The organism is Mariprofundus erugo, assembly GCF_005818865.1.
Lineage (GTDB): Bacteria > Pseudomonadota > Zetaproteobacteria > Mariprofundales > Mariprofundaceae > Mariprofundus > Mariprofundus erugo.
In genome coordinates this window covers 1-17809 of the sequence record NZ_VBRY01000013.1, presented here as the reverse complement: position 1 = coordinate 17809, position 17809 = coordinate 1, and the positions used below count along the sequence as shown (strand labels likewise).

General features: G+C 53.6%; 17 protein-coding genes. 6 read left to right on the top strand and 11 right to left on the bottom strand.

The features are described from left to right. Positions 1 to 15: 15 nt before the first annotated feature. From FEF65_RS11995 to FEF65_RS11960, 8 genes are all read right to left on the bottom strand, one after another. Complete coding sequence (locus tag FEF65_RS11995) at positions 16 to 1284, bottom strand: inorganic phosphate transporter (RefSeq protein ID WP_138240068.1); 1269 nt, start codon at positions 1282 to 1284, stop codon at positions 16 to 18. Positions 1285 to 1296: 12 nt separating this feature from the next. Then, positions 1297 to 1971: a TIGR00153 family protein gene (locus FEF65_RS11990; protein ID WP_202978277.1), complete on the bottom strand. Its 675-nt coding sequence runs from the start codon at positions 1969 to 1971 to the stop codon at positions 1297 to 1299. A 186-nt stretch (positions 1972 to 2157) separates the two neighbouring features. After that, positions 2158 to 2865: a phosphate signaling complex protein PhoU gene (gene phoU / locus FEF65_RS11985; RefSeq protein WP_138240066.1), complete on the bottom strand. Its 708-nt coding sequence runs from the start codon at positions 2863 to 2865 to the stop codon at positions 2158 to 2160. 11 nt (positions 2866 to 2876) lie between these two features. Then, on the bottom strand, positions 2877 to 3647 hold the full coding sequence (gene pstB, locus FEF65_RS11980; protein WP_138240065.1) for a phosphate ABC transporter ATP-binding protein PstB: 771 nt from the start codon (positions 3645 to 3647) through the stop codon (positions 2877 to 2879). Positions 3648 to 3653: 6 nt separating this feature from the next. Next, a complete protein-coding gene (gene pstA, locus FEF65_RS11975; RefSeq protein WP_138240064.1) occupies positions 3654 to 4838 on the bottom strand; it encodes a phosphate ABC transporter permease PstA in 1185 nt (394 codons plus the stop codon). Further along, positions 4831 to 6075, bottom strand: a complete 1245-nt coding sequence (gene pstC / locus FEF65_RS11970; RefSeq protein WP_138240063.1) for a phosphate ABC transporter permease subunit PstC — start codon at positions 6073 to 6075, stop codon at positions 4831 to 4833. Before pstC ends, pstA begins: the two co-directional genes overlap by 8 nt. A 246-nt stretch (positions 6076 to 6321) precedes the next feature. Beyond that, the gene (locus FEF65_RS11965) at positions 6322 to 7350 is read right to left on the bottom strand and encodes a substrate-binding domain-containing protein (RefSeq protein WP_138240062.1); all 1029 of its coding nucleotides are present in this window, start codon (positions 7348 to 7350) and stop codon (positions 6322 to 6324) included. Positions 7351 to 7436: 86 nt separating this feature from the next. Beyond that, entirely contained in the window at positions 7437 to 8534 is a 1098-nt protein-coding gene (locus FEF65_RS11960; protein ID WP_138240061.1) for a hypothetical protein, read from the bottom strand. Positions 8535 to 8716: 182 nt separating this feature from the next. On the opposite strand from FEF65_RS11960, the gene FEF65_RS11955 reads away from it, so the two are divergent. Genes FEF65_RS11955 through FEF65_RS11945 form a run of 3 tightly spaced genes read left to right on the top strand, consistent with a single transcriptional unit; the run spans position 8717 to position 11150 of the window. Next, the gene (locus FEF65_RS11955; RefSeq protein WP_238701384.1) at positions 8717 to 9226 is read left to right on the top strand and encodes a Crp/Fnr family transcriptional regulator; all 510 of its coding nucleotides are present in this window, start codon (positions 8717 to 8719) and stop codon (positions 9224 to 9226) included. Positions 9227 to 9267: 41 nt separating this feature from the next. Continuing rightward, a complete protein-coding gene (locus FEF65_RS11950; RefSeq protein WP_238701383.1) occupies positions 9268 to 9984 on the top strand; it encodes a response regulator in 717 nt (238 codons plus the stop codon). A 5-nt stretch (positions 9985 to 9989) separates the two neighbouring features. After that, the gene (locus tag FEF65_RS11945) at positions 9990 to 11150 is read left to right on the top strand and encodes a sensor histidine kinase (RefSeq protein WP_138240058.1); all 1161 of its coding nucleotides are present in this window, start codon (positions 9990 to 9992) and stop codon (positions 11148 to 11150) included. A 266-nt stretch (positions 11151 to 11416) separates the two neighbouring features. Here FEF65_RS11945 and FEF65_RS11940 read toward each other — a convergent pair whose 3' ends face one another. Further along, positions 11417 to 12316, bottom strand: coding sequence for a delta-class carbonic anhydrase (locus tag FEF65_RS11940; protein WP_138240057.1), 900 nt, complete (start codon positions 12314 to 12316; stop codon positions 11417 to 11419). 213 nt (positions 12317 to 12529) lie between these two features. Here FEF65_RS11940 and FEF65_RS11935 point away from each other — a divergent pair, with 213 nt between their 5' ends. The 3 genes from FEF65_RS11935 to FEF65_RS11925 all read left to right on the top strand — a co-directional run bounded on the left by FEF65_RS11935 (position 12530) and on the right by FEF65_RS11925 (position 14098). After that, entirely contained in the window at positions 12530 to 12904 is a 375-nt protein-coding gene (locus FEF65_RS11935; protein ID WP_138240056.1) for a SirB2 family protein, read from the top strand. Positions 12905 to 12929: 25 nt separating this feature from the next. Continuing rightward, on the top strand, positions 12930 to 13484 hold the full coding sequence (locus FEF65_RS11930) for a thioredoxin family protein (RefSeq protein WP_138240055.1): 555 nt from the start codon (positions 12930 to 12932) through the stop codon (positions 13482 to 13484). A 74-nt stretch (positions 13485 to 13558) separates the two neighbouring features. Continuing rightward, the gene (locus FEF65_RS11925) at positions 13559 to 14098 is read left to right on the top strand and encodes a single-stranded DNA-binding protein (RefSeq protein ID WP_138240054.1); all 540 of its coding nucleotides are present in this window, start codon (positions 13559 to 13561) and stop codon (positions 14096 to 14098) included. 664 nt (positions 14099 to 14762) lie between these two features. Here FEF65_RS11925 and FEF65_RS11920 read toward each other — a convergent pair. Continuing rightward, the gene (locus FEF65_RS11920; protein WP_138240053.1) at positions 14763 to 15479 is read right to left on the bottom strand and encodes a type 1 glutamine amidotransferase; all 717 of its coding nucleotides are present in this window, start codon (positions 15477 to 15479) and stop codon (positions 14763 to 14765) included. A 39-nt stretch (positions 15480 to 15518) separates the two neighbouring features. Next, complete coding sequence (gene olsF / locus FEF65_RS11915; protein WP_138240052.1) at positions 15519 to 17228, bottom strand: bifunctional ornithine lipid synthase OlsF; 1710 nt, start codon at positions 17226 to 17228, stop codon at positions 15519 to 15521. Positions 17229 to 17809: the final 581 nt, after the last annotated feature.

Genomic DNA, 17809 nt, shown 5'->3' with positions numbered 1-17809 from the left:
TTACTTATCGCTGATTCAGCCCAAAACGCCTTTGAACAGGAAGAAAAACAGGATCGACAACCCGGCACCGGCCGGAAGTGTGACAATCCATGACATGAAAATCGTTTTGATGACGTCACCATTCAGTGCGCCGATACCACGGGCGATGCCAACGCCAAGGACACCACCGACCAGTGTATGGGTGGTGGAGATAGGCAGGCCGGTTCCTGATGCGAAAACGATAGTGATCGCGGCTCCGAGCGTGGCAGCAAAGCCCCGCGAAGGCGTCAGCTCGGTGATGCCGGTGCCAACGGTGGCAATGACCTTGTGGCCATAGGTCATCAGGCCGAACACGATACCGCCACCGCCAATCAGCAGGATCCATAGCGGCGTCGCAGATTTGGCTGCGATTTCACCGGCACTCTGAACAACACCGACAATGGCTGCGACCGGCCCGATGGCATTGGCGACATCGTTCGAGCCATGGGCAAAGGCAATGGCCATGGCAGTAAAAATCATCAATACGCCGAAAATCTTCTCCATGCTGGCAAAATGAAAATCGCGGTTCGCTTCAGGATCATACTTGATACGTTTGATCATAGCCGCCCCGATGACGGTGATGAGGATACCGATGGCGACAGCAATCATGGCGCTCTGGTTCATTGGCAGTTTTACACCAACATGTGTCAGCCCCTTGACCATGGTCACCATGGCAATGATAAAACCGACGATAAAGATATAGGCGGGTACATATTTGCGCGCACTTTCAGCCGGGTTGTCGGTATTGATGATCAGTTTCTGAATACTTCTGAACAGGAAATATGAGATTGCACCGGCCAGTAGCGGAGAGGTGACCCAGCTGGCAACAATGGTACCAACCTTACCCCAGTGGACTGCTTCCATGCCAATGCCGACAGCACCAAATCCGACGATGGCACCGACAATGGAGTGAGTGGTGGAAACAGGCCATCCCTGACGTGATGCAACCAGCAGCCAGATACCTGCTGCGAGCAATGATGCCAGCATGCCATAGACAAGCAGTTCGGGTTGATCGCCAATCGATGAAATATCAATAATGCCTTTGCGGATGGTCGCCGTCACCTCGCCACCGGCAAGAACCGCTCCGGCAAGCTCAAATACGGCAGCAATCATGACCGCCTGCCGGAAAGTCAGTGCACCGGAGCCGACAGAGGTGCCCATGGCATTGGCGACATCATTGGCACCGATGCCCCAGGCCATAAACAGCCCGAATATGGCTGCAAGTGCAATAAAGAGTGTGGCGTGCTGGATGAGAATTGACTCCATGTTGATTGCTCCTTAACGCGCCATCAACAGCTGCAGTCTGGCCCCTACCTGGTGGGAGGTGTCAGCCAGCTTGCCGATCCAGTCAATCACCCGGTAAAGAAACATCATATCCAGTGGGTCGTACTCTTTTTCGATCTTGAACATGGCGTGACGCAGCTTCCGTTCCTGCTTGTCTGTTTCGCTTTCGATCTCTTCGAGTGTATCGATCATTTTTTGTACAATATCGAGTTGCTTGCCGCGGAAACCGGTTTCGACCAGCTCATCCAGTTCGTTAATGGCAATGCGTGCCTGATGTGCCGCATCAATGGCCCGTTCGACAAAGGCGACGAACAGCGGGGCAACGGCGTCGGGAATTTCGGCTTTCCGACCGGTCATAATGCCGGAGATGTCCTGCGTGATATTGGCGATTTTGTCCTGCAGGCGGACGATGTCGAGAATCTGTTCGCGCGGCATCGGCATAAACAGACTGCCGGGAAGATTCATGCGCAGATCGGCTTTGATGCGATCCGCCTCCTGCTCCATTTTTGCAATCGATTTATGAATGCTTTTGCATGAGTCGAACTCTTTTTCGACGCAGGCCCGGAAAAAAAGCTGCAGCTGATCGGCGCATGCACAGACCTTTTCCATATGCAGTTGCAGTGGTTTAACCGGTGAGCCGGCAAACATCCGGGTGATTGAGCTTTTCATGACCATGGACCATTCCCCCCTGTGAAAACAGGGATATATTACAGGAACAATATTGAACGGTCACTATGACTATCATGCCGATACACCGGCCTGTTATTGTACAGGCATACCGGCATGATTTAGGTAGTCGTCCATGGTCCGCCCGGAATCGCTGGATTGATCAGCGATTCCCTGGAGGGAAGTTATTTATTCAGTCGGAGTTTGCAGATTCAACAGTTTTGATGCGGCCTCATGATTGAGATGGCGTACATCATGGCTGCTGACCATATAGATCACCATTTCTGCAATATTGACGGCATGGTCACCAATCCGCTCAAGGTTCTTACCGATGGAGTAGGCGAGCAGGCCTGTACTGATCTCACGGTGATCTTCCATCATATAGGTGAGTGTTTCCCGCTGCAGGCTCTTGAACATCAGATCCATAGCACCGTCTTTCTGGATGATAGAAAGAGCCAGGTGCAGATCCCCACGGGCAAAGCAGTCGAGTGCATCCTTGAGCTGGGAGATGGCCTTTTCTGCCATGGCCTGCAGAGATGCCAGATGAGTCAGCGGATGGTCTTCACTCTGCAGCATGGTTTCAGCAATGGCTTCAGCCATATCACCGGTGCGTTCAAGATCGGTCACAATCTTGATGGTGGTCATGATAAAGCGAAGATCACCGGCTGCAGGCTGGCGCAGAGCCAGAATTTTGCGGGTCATCTCATCGATCTGCAGTTCGAGTGTGTTAATGGCACTGTCACGCTCGATGACCTTGCGCGCGCGCTTGGCATCAAGCTCCAGCAGTGATTTCATCGAGCGACGGACGGCTTTTTCAACCAGTCCGCCCATGGCGATCACCTTCTGCTTGAGAAGGTTAAGCTCATCTTCATATCGCTTGATTGTGTGTTCAGACATCTGCGGCTCCTTCAACCAAACCGGCCGGTAATATAATCTTCAGTTTTCTTGTTGGATGGTGCGGTAAAGATTTGCTGTGTCTCACCGAACTCGATCAGATCACCCAGATAGAAGTAGGCAGTGTAGTCGGAAACACGGGCTGCCTGCTGCATGTTGTGGGTGACGATAACGATGGTGTACTCCTGCTTGAGTTCATCCATCAGCTCTTCAATCTTTGCTGTTGCAATCGGATCCAGTGCTGAACATGGCTCATCCATCAGGATGACATCAGGCTGAACCGCGATCGTTCTGGCGATGCAGAGACGCTGCTGCTGACCACCGGAGAGTGCGGTACCAGGCTGATGAAGCTTGTCCTTTACCTCATTCCAGATACTGGCTTTTTTCAGTGCGGTTTCGACCAGCTCGTCCATCTCCGGTCCATCCTGCACCATGCCATGGATGCGCGGTGCATAGGCGACATTTTCATAGATGCTTTTCGGGAACGGATTCGGCTTCTGGAACACCATGCCGACATGGGTGCGCAGCTGAACCACATCCACCTGCGGGGCATAGATGTCATTGCCTTCGAGCAGAATCTTCCCTTCAACCTTGCATCCCTGAATACGGTCATTCATGCGGTTCAGGGTGCGCAGAAAGGTTGATTTACCACAGCCGGACGGACCGATAAATGCAGTGACCTTGCCACTGTAGATGTCCAGATCAATGCCGTGAAGCGCTTCATAGCTGCCATACCACAGCTTGAGGTCGCGTATCGATATTTTTGTTTCCAGATTAGTGCTCATCGTTCCTCACCAGGTTTTTTCCGAACGGTTTCTCAATCTCACAGCCATCGCATTCAGGCTTAACAGCACAGTCAGCAGTACCAGAATGCCGGCTGCTGTCCGCTCGATATATCCATGCATCGATTCGGTTGACCATGTGTAGACCTGCGCGGGTAAAACCGTTGTTGCTTCAAGAATGGATGATGGCGGCTCGGGGATATATGCCATCATACCGACAATAATCAGCGGAGCTGTCTCGCCCATTGCCTGTGCCAGACCGATGATGGAGCCGGTCAGAATGCCGGGCATCGCCAGTGGCAGTACATGATGCCATACCGTTTGCAGGCTGGATGCACCGAGGCCATAGGCCGCCTCACGAATCGACTCAGGTACAGCCCGCAGGGCGGCACGTGTGGCAATGATAATCAGCGGCAGTGTCATCAGGGCCAGGGTCAGACCACCGGCGAGGGCCGATGAACGGGGTACGCCCATGAAGCTGATGAAGATCGCCAGACCCAGCAGGCCGTAAAGGATGGATGGGATGGCAGCCAGATTATTGATGTTGACTTCGATCAGACGGGTGAAGCGGTTATCTGTAGCAAACTCCTCCAGATAAATCGCGGTCATGACACCAATCGGTACGGCAACCAGCATGGTAATCAGCAGAGTGAATACTGAACCGACAGCTGCAGCCAGAATGCCGGCATTTTCAGGCATCTTTGAGTCACCTGTTTCGAAGAAGGCAATATTGAATGAAGAGCGTACCTTGCCTTCCTGCTGCAGGGCATCCACTTCTTTCTGATATTTACTCTTCAGGCCATGGCCTTCATGTTTTTTTACGTATTGATCAACGCGACTGTCTGCCGGCACCCACTCATCATGGCTTGTGCCAACCGCTTCAGGATGCGCTTCCAGGTAGGCGGGAATGGTGCGAAGCCAGGCACGGCTGACGATATGGGTCAGCTTGTGCTCAACGGCACGGTTGTAGTTGGATTTTGCTTCCTCAGTGTAATTTACGCTGACCAGCACTTCTGTCTGTTTAAAGGCAGGGAGTGCCTGGCCGATGATGTCGACAAAGAAAAAGACCAGAAAGCTCAGCGCCAGCCCGAGTGCAATCAGACCATACCAGCGGAAGCGGGTGTCAGCGCGCTCACGCTTGCGTTTACGAGGGTTGGCTCCCTGATGGAGAAAGTTATTCGCTTCTTTATTCATAACGCTGCCTGAATTTCCGGACCACGATGGTCGAAATAATATTGAGTATCAGTGTGGCAATCAGCAGAACGAGGCCCAGGGCAAAGGCCGAGAGTGTGAAGGCTGAGTCGAACTCCTGGTCGCCGGTCAGTGCTTCAACAATCTTGACGGTTACCGTTGTCATGCCTTCAAGCGGATTCATGGTCAGGTTCGGACGCAGGCCGGCAGCCATCACCACGATCATGGTTTCACCAATGGCGCGGGAAACCGCGAGCAGGAACGCAGATACGATGCCGGGGAATGCGGCTGGCAGCACAATGTGACGGATCGTTTCCGCCTTGGTGGTGCCAAGGGCAAGGGCACCGTCGCGCAGACTTTCCGGAACAGCGCGGATGACGTCGTCAGAGAGCGATGACATAAAAGGAATAATCATGATGCCCATAATCAGACCGGGAGCGAGCGCGTTGGTGTAAGCAGCCTCATAGCCAAAGGAGTGGGCAATTTCAACGATCATCGGGCTGACGGTGATGGCTGCGAAGAAGCCGTAAACCACAGTCGGGATGCCGGCCAGAATTTCAAGCATCGGCTTGAGTCTGCCACGAGCCTTGTGTGAGGCGTATTCAGACATATAAATGGCTGAGAACAGTCCGACGGGCACAGCGACCAGCATGGCAATCAGGGTGATCATGAACGTGCCGGCAAAAATGGGTACAGAGCCGAACAGCGGGGGAGCTACATGCTCATCTGCACGGCCGGCGCCGATCAGGAAGGCTGTGTCCGGCTGCCACTGGGTACCGGTAATAAAGTCCCATATAGGGATCACCTTGAAGAAGCGGATGGATTCAAAAATGACAGAAAGGACAATACCGATCGTGGTCAGGATCGAAATCGTCGCTGCAGTCAGCAACAGACCGCGCATCACTTTTTCAACGGCCTGACGGGCGCGGAATTCTGCCTTGATCTGGCCCAGTGAGAACCAGAGGCCGGCACCGCCGGCTGCAAAGGTAGCTGCCAGCAGCATCGGGCCGGGAACGGTAAAGAGACCGAACATGTGCAGGACGCTGAATGCAAACGAAACAGCAATAGCCGGAAGAGCCAGCCAGATGACTGAAAACCAGCCGTAGAAACCGGGGCGGGAGTGCAGGCGCACATCACCCGTTTCGATAGCCATCGCTCTGCCCCTGGCCAGCCAGAAAGCCATGGCAGCGAGCGGAATCAGGCCGGCAAAGAACCATAAAAATAGATCAGCAGTGGTCATTGGATATGTTCGCAACCCCGTTCATATCATTTGCCGGATAAGTTACATCACCTACTGGCGGCGGCATGATAGCAGGGGAATGCACTGAAAGCGCTATCTGTATCACGATGCTGTAGTAGGTCATCAAGTCCGGCATGGAGATGGAAGTGTGGCTTCCATGTCGATACCTGCTTGGCGTTTTATAAAAAAGCTGGCCGGAGTGTGAACTCCGGCCAGCCTGTCAGGTGATGCGTTGGTTGACCGGTTTTACTTCTTTGGCTTCAGGTCATCCGCGGTCAGGCGGGTCATTGCCTTGAGGTTCGCACGATAGTGGTCACGATCTGCAGCTGGCAGCGGGATCAGGCCGATTTCTGCACATTCACCCTTGTCGCCAATCATACGCTCGCTCATGAACAGGTCTGAATATTCCATGATGCCAGGAACCTTGCCAACATGAGACTGCTTGATGTAGAAGTAGAGTGAACGGGAGAGCTTGTAGCTGCCATCCTGTACGGTCTCAGGAGCAGGGCCTACGCCTTCGATGGTAGCAGCGCCGATGCTGTCGGTGTTCTCAGCCAGGTAGCTGTAGCCGAAAATGCCCAGTGCCTCGGTATCCTTGGCAAGCTTCTGTACGATCAGGTTGTCGTTTTCGCCACTTGGAACATAAACGCCATCCTGACGGATCTCATGGAACTTCTTGAAGCCTGCATCGTTGTACACTTTCCAGTGCTTGGTGTTGTGCTTGAGGATCATGTCCTCGAACGCATCACGGGTGCCTGAAGAGGTTGGCGGACCATAAATGGTGATCTTGCGGTGCGGCAGCTTGGCATTGATCTCATCCCAGTAGTGGTAAGGATTGTCGATCAGAGCGGATTCATCCTTGTTTGGTACCTTGGCAGCTACAGCAAGGAGCAGCTCTTTACGGGTCAGGTCGATGGCTGCGGTCGTCTTGGACTGGGCGATAGCGATGCCGTCATAGCCGACTACCATCTCGGTGATGTATTTGACACCGTTCTTCTGACAGGTTGCAAACTCTTTCTCTTTCATGCGGCGTGATGCGTTGGTGATGTCCGGGCTGTCCATGTCATTGCTGGCACAGAACAGTTTCAGACCGCCACCGGAACCGGTGGATTCAACAACAGGGGTCTTGAACTTGCTTGTTGCGCCCAGTGCTTCAGCGGTATAGCTGGAAAACGGATATACAGTGGATGAGCCGACGATCTTGATTTGGTCGCGTGCTTCAGCCACATTTGAAACCATAAGCAACGCGGCGGTTGCCAGTATGATCTTTTTCATGAGAATTAGCTCCTTCTTGAGTGCTTGTATGAACAGGAATCAGGAATAAAGGCCGGGGGTGTAGCCCCGGCCTTTTTTTATGCTACTTAGTACTTGAACTCGGACCAGAGACCGAACTGGGTGGTCTTGGCAGAGTCACCGGTTACGTTGGCACGAGCGGTAGTCTTGTCGCTGATGTAACCGAGGGTCAGGTTAACATGCTTGACCGGGTCATAGCTGATACCTGCTGCATAACGGGTGCGAACCTGTTTTGGCTGGCCGGTAACCTTTGCACCGAGAGCGGTAAAGGTATTGGACTTTTCCTGCTCGTAGCGGGCAACCAGACCAACACCGCTGCCGACGTTGACCCAGCCCCATGCTGCCATGGTCTTGGCATCAACAAGGTTCTTGGCCTTGTCCTGGTTGGCGATGTAGTTCACACCAACGCGGTAATCCTTGGCGCCGTAGGTCACCATGATCTGATACATGGACTGCTTCAGAGGATTGGTAGAGACGTTGTTTACAAAGGTCTTCTTGCCGCGGAAACCGTTGTTGTAGCCCAGGTCGATGGTCAGGCCTTCGATCGGGAAGATACTCAGGCGGGACTTGTAGTCCAGACCGTTGGACTGGGAGATGTTGCCGTAGCCGCCGCCGTTTACAGCGGTAACCCAGTATTCAGCCATGCCGTCGAGCAGCTCACCTTTGAAGCCGACGCCGATATCGGCGGAGTCATCATAGCCGAACTGGTCAGCGGTAACCTTGGTGAAGTAACGATGCTTCCACAGGCCCTGCTCGTAGTCGATCCATGGGTTGTGGGAGATACCGAGACGGAGCTCAAGCGCCTTGCCGTAGAGTTTTCCTTCAACATAGGCATATTTTACGAAGACGTTGGTACGCTTGCCGAGGCCGGCGCCGTTTTCCAGAGCAGCGTCGGTGGTGACGCGCATCATCCAGTTTTTGTCAAAGTAGTACTTTGCAGTCAGGTAAGCACGGCCCAGGTTGAAGCCCTGTGTCTTTGACAGGGTGGTAGTGGTGCCTGCGACTGTCTGGTCAGATTTGAAGCTGGTGCCGTCAACAAAGACTTTACCGCTGAGTTTCAGTTTGCTTTCGCCGTCATCATATACATTTACGCCGCCAGCGAATGCAGCCGGCGCAGCGAATGCGAACATGGCAAGAGCAGCAATAGACTTAATCGTTGCTTTCAAGTTCTTCTCCTGTGTGTTTCAAAATCGGTTCCTCTCGGATCGGGGCGGAAGCTAGCGGTCGATTGTGACATGAAGATGACATACTGAAGATGTGTGATCTGTGTCATACCGTTGACATTTTTATGCACATGATTGTGTCAGGACGTGTTATGTCACTTTACAAGGAACAATCATGCATGCATATGACAAATAATTTATTAAGTGCCTATGAGGCGACGCTTGAAAGCAGCCCGACCTATATGCGATTCCGCGGTATGCCGGCCTGCGCTACACTTGGAGCCAATGAAAGTATGATGCTCTATTCATGTTTCAGTGCGATCGATGTGGCTGCGGGCGAACTGTTTTACGAGGCTGGCGGGGTGTCGGATCACACCGTTCGCCTGATTATGGATGGCCGCGTATCTGTGGCGGCACCAACCGATGATCTATATATAGAATTGCAGGCGGGCGATACCTTCGGGCTCTTTTCGTTTCTCGATGAGGAGCGCGTCCATTCAGCCACGCTCAGGGCGGTGAGCGATGTGACGTTGCTGACGCTTAATCGGGAGTATTTCAATGTGATTACGCTTGAAGACCCGGCCATGGGCAACTTGCTGTTGCGCTTTATGTTTCGCCTGTTATCGCAAATGTCACTGAAGCTTGATACAGAATATGCAGCCATGCATCGTTATGTGACAGCGAGAAGGATGTGATGGTTGAGATTGGTGGAGTCAGCTTACAGTATCGTGATCTTATGAAGAGTATTGAAATGAATGATAGTAACGGAGCGGATATCCTTATTGTTGAAGATGAGGATGCGATTGCCCGGCTGATGGGGCTCCACCTGCGTGCAGCCGGCTTTACGACTCACCGGTGTGCGGATGGTGATGAGGCGCTGAACTGCCTGTGTGATGGTGAGTGGCGGCTGGTGATACTGGATCGGATGTTACCTGGTACCGGTGGTATGCAGGTGCTGCGCTGGTTAAAGGGCTCGGAGAAGCGGGCTCACATTCCCGTTTTGATGGTGACAGCTCTGGGCATGGCCTCCGAACGGGTGCAGGGGTTGAATGAGGGGGCGGATGATTATTTGCCCAAGCCGTTTGAGCCGGATGAGCTGGTGGCTCGGGCCCGTGCACTGCTGCGCCGTACCCGTATTGTGAATAGTGGTGGTACAGCCACACCAACCCTGCAGCTCGATCCTGATGTGCCTGTAGTATATGAAGGGGACAAGCGCGTTGACCTGCGACCGATGGAGTACAAGCTGTTGCAGATCCTGATGCGCAAGCCGGGCAAGACCCGGGCAAGGGATTATCTGCTCGATCATGTCTGGGGTAATGATGTGTATGTTGAGGCCCGTACGGTTGATGTGACGGTCAAACGCCTGCGCAAGGCATTGAAGGAGCTGGATAGAAGTGAGTGTATCGAAACGGTTCGCGGTATGGGATACCGCTTTCTTCCTCCTTCGGAATAACTGCCATGCAGGTTAGTGGAGCGTCATTGCTGTTGCCTGCGATGGCTGCCATGGCTGTGACCTGGTTCTTTTCGGACTACAGCATGCGTCGTCAGATTCGTCGCTATAAAGAGGTGATCAGGCGCCTGAGGGAGGTTTCCGGTAGCAGGGAGCAGTCTTCACAGGGGAGTTTCGACGAGTGTCTGTCTGCCATTGATGAAGCCATCCTTCGTATTGATGACAAGGGAAGGGTGGTCGCGGCCAATGCTCGTGCACGAACACTATTTCATGCATCAGAGTTGGTGCTGCCGCAGCCGTTTATGTTCTTTTATCGCGATAACGACTGGTTCGAGGCCTGGCAGGCTGCTGTTGCTCTGCTGCCTGAGCGCATGGTGTTGCCGGATATGCAGGTGGGTGATCGAACATTATCGCCACGCATTGCCAGGCTTAGTGGCGGGCAGTCGCTGCTGCTCTGTATGGATATTACCGACAAGCACAGGCTTGAAGTGCAGCGGCGCAGTTTTATGGCCAATCTGATGCATGACCTTAAAACACCACTGACATCTCTGCTTGGCTATGCCCGGAGTCTGCAGCGCTTTGGTCAGGATGATGAATTTCGCCAGGAGGCGATTCAGGTGATAGCTGATGAGGCCAAGCACGTAAACCATCTGCTGGAGTCCATGCTGACGCTTGATCAGATTGAGTTTGCCGGTAGCGATCCCGATGCCTTCTGTCAGGCAGACGATGTGATCAGGCAGGTGCTCGATATGTTGAAGATGGCGGTTGATGGTAAGGCGGTCGACGTTCGTTGTCAGCTTGATGAGATGTTGCCTGCTCTGCGCATGGATGTGGACAGCTTTGAGCGGATTGTCAGAAACCTGCTGGAAAATGCCGTCCAGTATGCTCCGAAGGGAGGGGTTGTGCTGCTATCTCTGCAGACGCATGGCGATAACATGGCGCATCTGTCCGTGCAGGACAACGGGCCGGGTATTCCGGACAAGCATCTCAATCGTGTCACAGAGCGCTTTTATCGTGTGGATAAGGCCCGCAGTCGTGAGTATGGCGGCCACGGGCTCGGGCTGGCCATTGTCAAGGAGCTTGCCGAGGCCCATGGCGGGAGCGTACAGCTGGCCAATGTCGAACCGCATGGGCTTGCCGTTTCTGTGCTGATTCCACTGGAGTTATGACAGCGTAGAGATCACGGTGATGGGGGGGATCTGTTCAGTGTCAGGGCATTGGATCGCCCGGGCGGGATCGCCGGATTGGATGCCGTTCTCCCGGCTGATTTGCATGATGCGGTGTGCTCATCGACCGGTTTTGCAAGCAGGGCTACAGCGATGTTTTTGCTGTGCTGATGGATTGTCCGGCATGGCAATGCACACCTTTACCGTCGTTGAAAGCAAAAAAAAGCCGCCTCCGCGAGGGAGACGGCTTTTATGGCCGGTATCAGCGATCAGTCGATCTTCGACAGCAGGTCAGGGTTGATGACGAGGTTTCTTACGCCATGGCCGTGGTCTTCGTTGAAGTCATTCTTTTCACACCACTTGCCGACGGTTGCAATATTCACCTTGGCAACATGAGGGCGTACACTCCAGGTAACCTGGAACGGTGAGCCGTTTTCATTGTAGCCAGGACCGGTGGTGGAGCCTTCATATTGAACCGGTGTGCCTGTATCGGCAGGGATGCCGGTGGCCTGATAAAGGCCGCCTTTGTTTTTGCTGTACTTGGTCAGTTTGCCGAAGTCCAGGGCATGCTTGTCGTTCACAAGTACATAGACCTGGGTTTCAACACGCAGCTGCGGGTTCTTGATCGCTTCGCTCAGGCATGAGTTCAGCGTAGGGCCAGGTGTGACCTGTGCGGTTGAGTGTACGTAGTGAACTTCGATGGTGTCACCGACCTGCAGTGAGCCGTCGCCATGATGGCTGTTGCACACTTCGTGTTTGATCGGGGTCAGCTCGGCTTTGCTCAGGCCTGACGTGTCAAACTTGTAGCCACTGCGGTAACCATGGCCATCACCGTTACCGGCATAGATCGAGAAGTCTTTGGCCTTGTGCTCGGCATTTTTATGAAAGTGGATATTGCACAGATTCATTTCGGTGAATGCAGGTGCAGCGTTGAACATGCGGTTGTTGTTGCCGGCTGCGGAGTCGATGTCACGTGGTGACTGCGGGCCGAAACCCTTGCCCCTGGTGTTGGTAGCCAGCAGTTCGCGCTGTTTGGCGATCATCTGATCTGTCGCAACCGTGGTCATTTCGCCATGTGCGCCTGCTTCTGCATGGCCACCATGTTCGCTGGCGATTGCCGGTGCGACCAGCAAGGCGCTGGCAGCCATTGCTATTGCAATGTGTTTCATTGTAATCCTCCCATATGAATATTCCCTCAGGTTAGCGCGGCAGCAGAGTTGCTGCGCGGAATCGAATATAGGGGCCGGCTTTCATCATGCAAGTGCATTTTTTGCATCTTGTTGCGTATGATTCAGGTTGAATTGATGAGGATGGGTGAGTGGATATGCTCGTAAGGTGGAAAATGTTTTGCATGTCGATACTTTGATGCAGGGTTCCCGGTTATGAGCGGGCTGTTGCTTTTGCATGTGACACTTGTGGTGATATCACTGGCGCTTTTTACCTGGCGTGGTGTGCGTATGTGGTCGGGGAGGCCGGTGGATTCCCGTCGGGCCGGCCGTCTTATTCCTGATACGATCGATACCTTGCTGCTCATCAGTGGCGTGGTTCTGGCTTATCTCTGGCATGTTGCCCCGTGGGCGGATGGCTGGCTGGCGGCAAAGCTGGCGGCTATCGTGGTCTATATTCTGTTCGGTTTTGTTGCACTTCAATATCGCGGTGATCGCCGGATCAACCGGGTGAGTTTTATCATTGCTCTGCTGGTGATGGGTTATATTGTTGCTGTCGCCCACACCATGCAGATATGGCCGTGGTTGTGAAATCTGTAACGGGGAGATGTTTGAAATGGCTCTGGTAGCATCTGTACATGTTGATTCCGGCTGGAGTCTGCCGGATATGGTGTTGAGTGATCTGGCCGGTTGTGATGTTCGTCTGACTGAACTGGCCGGCAGTGAAGGTTTGCTGGTGGTCTTTACCTGCAATCATTGTCCTTATGCGCTGGCTGTCTGGCCGCGATTGATCCGGCATGCAGCCGAACTCGCGGCAATGGGTATACAGACGGTTGCGATTAATCCGAATATTCACCCGGATTATCCTGCTGACAGTGTCGCTGCGATGCAGGAGAAGGTTGCCGAGTGGGGGATTGCTTTTCCTTACCTGGCCGATCCGACCCAGACGGTTGCCCGGGCATTTGAGGCCCAGTGTACGCCGGATATATATATGTTTGATCGTCATGGACGTCTTTATTATCACGGACGTATCGATGATGCATGGAAAGATGAGGCGAAGGTGACGCGGCAGGAGCTGCTGATGGCTGCGGAGTTGATGATCTCCGGTGAAAACCCGCCATCGCCGCAGCATCCGACCATCGGCTGTTCGATTAAATGGAAAGAGGCGTGATGGGTGATTTCACCGTTGCGATTTGCGGGGGGGCTTTCTAGTGTCGCGCCTTTGTTATCAGAGAGAGGGTTAATATGCTGAACAAAGCAATTCTGATCGGAAATCTGGGGGCTGACCCGGAAACACGTTATACCCAGGATGGTACCTGCGTATGTAATTTGCGTCTGGCGACGACCGAGAAATTCAAAAGCCGGACAGGCGAACAGCAGGAGCGAACCGAGTGGCACCGTGTTGTGATCTGGGGGAAGCTTGGTGAAATCGCTGCCAAATACCTGACCAAGGGCGCCCGCGTCTATATCGAGGGCAAGATCGAGACCCGCAAGTGGACCAATAAGGAAGGGCAGGATCAATATACCACCGAAATTCGTGCCAGCGAAATGAAAATGCTTGGCGGTGGTGCGGGCGGTGGCGGCGGCGCTGCATCAGGTGGTGGTTTTTCCGGTGGCGGCTACTCGGGTAATAATGATTTTGGCGGTCAGTCGCGTGGTGGTAATCAGGGTGGCGGCTTCCCGACGCATGGCGGTGGTGGTGGTGCGCCGTCACGCGGGTATGATCCGTTTGCCAGTGGTCCTGATTTCGGCGATGTGCCGATTGACGACGATATTCCGTTCTGAAATAGACCATCGATCAATTACATCGCTCCACTTACAGGGCCCTGCATGCAGGGCCCTGTTTTTTTTCTGTCACGCTGCTGACTTCGCCCTGACACACCTCTGACATCTCTATGGCTGATGATGGTCGGGTAGATTAAGGAGATGCTGATTTATTGCCTTCCTGGCAAAAAATCAGTTCGCAAAGACAAAAGCGTGACAAAGAGGCAGGAAGCCGATTGGACGGCCAACGGCCGCCCGCAGGGCGAGGGCATGATGCCCGAGTCATTTTGTCTTTGCTTACAAATCAGGCGCTTACGCGTCTGATTTGGCGAGCCGTCCATGGCTCGCTCGGAAGCGCCGAATGAATCAGCGCTTCCTTAAGGAGATGCTGATTTATTGCCCTCCTGGCAAAAATCAGTTCGCAAAGACAAAAGCGTGGTTTTGTCTTTGCTTACAAATCAGGCACTTACGCGTCTGATTTGGCGAGCCGTCCATGGCTCGCTCGGAAGCGCCGAATGAATCAGCGCTTCCTTAATGAACTGGAGGTGTGTGATGGGTTTTGTTTTCAGTGAGCGCGTGAAAGTGGCGGGGGCGATGCTGTTTGTGGTCGCACTGATGGGGCTGATGGATTTTCTGTCAAGGCTTTGATGGTTGTGTGATGATCGGCTGGCAGTCGGGGTAAATGTCACGCTCTCTCTGTTGAGGGGTGAATCTGTTCAAGCCAGCTGTTGACGAGCGTTGTGCAAAAACGGTGCGCCGTCGGCATCAGCTCGTCGATGGCCATTCTCATATTCAGGATGCCTGCCTGGCCCAGGTGGTTGCGTTCACTTTCACCGTAATCGATCCACTGTTCAATGACGGCTGCATCGATTTCGATATGAAATTGCAGGCCGTACTGCGCTTGGCCCAGGCGGAATGCCTGCGCCGGTACATCCGGATGGGTGGCCAGCAGGGTCATGCTATCGCTGATGGAGAATGTTTCTCCATGCCACTGGAATACAACCTGCCCGTCTGTCATGGCTGAAAAGAGCGGGTCGGTTGCTGTTGCCATGGTCCGGTAGACCGGAAACCAGCCAAGCTCCCGAACCGGCGAACGCAGGATATGCGCTCCGGATGCTTTGGCCATCAGCTGAGCTCCCAGGCAGATGCCAATCATGGGTAAGCCTTCATCGATTCGGGCTGCCAGCCATTGCAGTTCGTCTCTTATATAACAGAGGTGACTGTCATTGGCGGACTGAGGGCCTCCCATTATCACGATGCCATCCATATGTGCGCTATCGGCTGGCAGCTCTTCGCCACGGTTGATGTGGACTGTTTGTATGCTGTGGCCGGCCTTCTGCAGTAGCTCTCCGATCAGGCCGGGGGGCTCAATATCAAGATGCTGAATGACGAGGAAGTTCATCTGACAAGGATATGAGGGCGTCAGGAGGCTGGCAACCTGTCACTTTGTATCGTTGTGGATGTAGCGGTTACGCTTTGAAGGTTTTAGCCGTTCAAGATCGAGTACGACGAGGGCGTCCACGCAATTGCTGAAGTCGGGGTCGATATTGAAGGCAGGCATGCTGACTCCGCCTGTCTCACACAACTCACTGTACTGTTTAAGCAGGGTAGGGATGCTGCATCCGAGGTGTCCCATGCGACTTTTGAGCGTGACGAAGTCACGTTTGCGGTCATTGCCGTGAAATACCTCCCGCATTTGTTGCTGTGTATGCGGTAGGAGTGTGTAGGGAAGACGGGCATATGCCAGCGCTGTTTCAGTACCGAAGTAGTGATTGTAATACCAGGTGAGCATATCCAGGGCGGCGGCCGGATAGCTGTTGCTGATGCTAACTGGCCCGAAGAGATAGCGGTAATGCGGATTGTTGCGGAGAAAGGCGCCGATTCCGAACCAGAGATAGTCCAGGCTGCGCTTGCCCCAGTAGCGGGGCTGAACAAAGCTGCGGCCAAGTTCCAGGCCATTGCGGATGATCGGCTGCATGCCTGCTTCAAAGTGAAACAGTGTGTTGCTGTAAAGACTGGCCGGATCTGCATGGCAGGTGTCGCGCAGCCGGTAGGCGCCGACAATTTCAAGTGCACTCTCATCCCACAGGATCAGCTGATGGCAATGGCGGTCAAAAGGATCGGTGTCACGGCGAAGTCCGGTTCCTTCTCCGACGGCGCGAAAGGCAATTTCACGCAAGCGACCAACCTCCCGCATGATGCAGCTGTCAGGATTGAAGTCTGAGAGATAGATCTGTTTGCCATCATCGGTTTCTCCAAGAAGCGTGCAGCGCTGTATCTCCCTGTGCAGGCGCTGCCTGTCCTCGGGATGAGCAATGGCACGCAGGGTGGCAAAGACCGGTTCTTTCTGTTTTCCGATTCGATATACATGGCGTTGAAATAGTTTGGCGCACGACTTGAGTGGCAGATGAGTGCGCTGATAGTTTTCAAATGTGATGGGGTTGCCTATGGACAGGTGGAGCGATCGATTCGATTGCTTGAACATTTCGCGGACGAGCCACAGGGTCGATAAGGGACGGGATAGCATGGATAGTGTATAGAAAAACATGGAATTCCGCCCATCGATGCAGACGGGGAGGATCGGGGCGCGCGTGGCGGTGGCAATGCGCAGAAAGCCACTGTGCCAGTGGCCATCCTTAATGCCGGTCGGACTCATGCGCGATACCTCTCCGGCCGGAAAGATGATGACGGCACCCTCATTTTCCAGGTGTCGATAGACTCCCTTTAGTTGCTCCCTGCTGCTGCGACCACCCATGTTATCCACCGGAAGCAGCAGGGAGGAGAGTGGTTGAAGTCCGGATAGCAGTTGGTTGCTGACTGCTTTGACATCACGCCGGATTTCACCAATGAGGCGCAGGAGTACAGCGGCATCGAGTGTGCCGATAGGATGGTTGGCTATAATAACAACTCTGCCATGCGGTGGAATGCGTTCGCGCTCATTGCCACGTAGTGAATAACTGACGTCAAAGTGATCGAGTAATTGCTCGACGAAATCCAGCCCTTCAAGGTGAGGGTAGTTTGCCTGGAATCGGTTGAGCTCCTTTTCATGGAAAAGAGAGCGTAATATGGCCTGTAGTGATTTCCGGATGACAAGGGGTTTGTCGGTCAGGCCGGGCATGAATGTTTGACTCAGTGCTTCAATGTTTAACATGATGTGTATCTCCATGGGGGTGAGTGCAATCCTCGCTGAAATGAGTTACACAATGATTTCAACAGCATGGCAGCTTGATGACAGCATGAGAACCTGATGGGGGAAATGTGCGTGAAGATTTCGGTTGACGGTGGGGTCCTTGAGGCTATGTTTCGCCGCCCTCGCAAAGGGGATCGGGTTGAAAAGCAGTTGTTTTTAACCTGTTTCGGAACGTCAAAGAAAGTGGTTGACGGTTCGGAATGCGGCGCTAATGTTCGCCGCCCTCGCAAAGGGTGACCGGTTCGAAAAGCAGCAGTTTCGAGCCAGTCAGAGACGTCAAAAGAAAGTGGTTGACGGCTCGAAACGCTGCGCTAATGTTCGCCGCCCTCGCAAACCGGAGACGGTGAACGAGGTTCTTCAAAGCAGGTTCGCAAGGACGAGCGATGAAGAAAGAGGTTGACACCTCGAACGGCGACCGTATAGTTCGCCGCCCGCAGTCAGGCAGCGCAAGCCGCCCGATAGCGGAAGAAAAGTTTGGTTTGTTCTTTACAATTAGTGATTTTTATTTGAACTGTGGACGTGTCGAGTCTTCTCCAGCATTG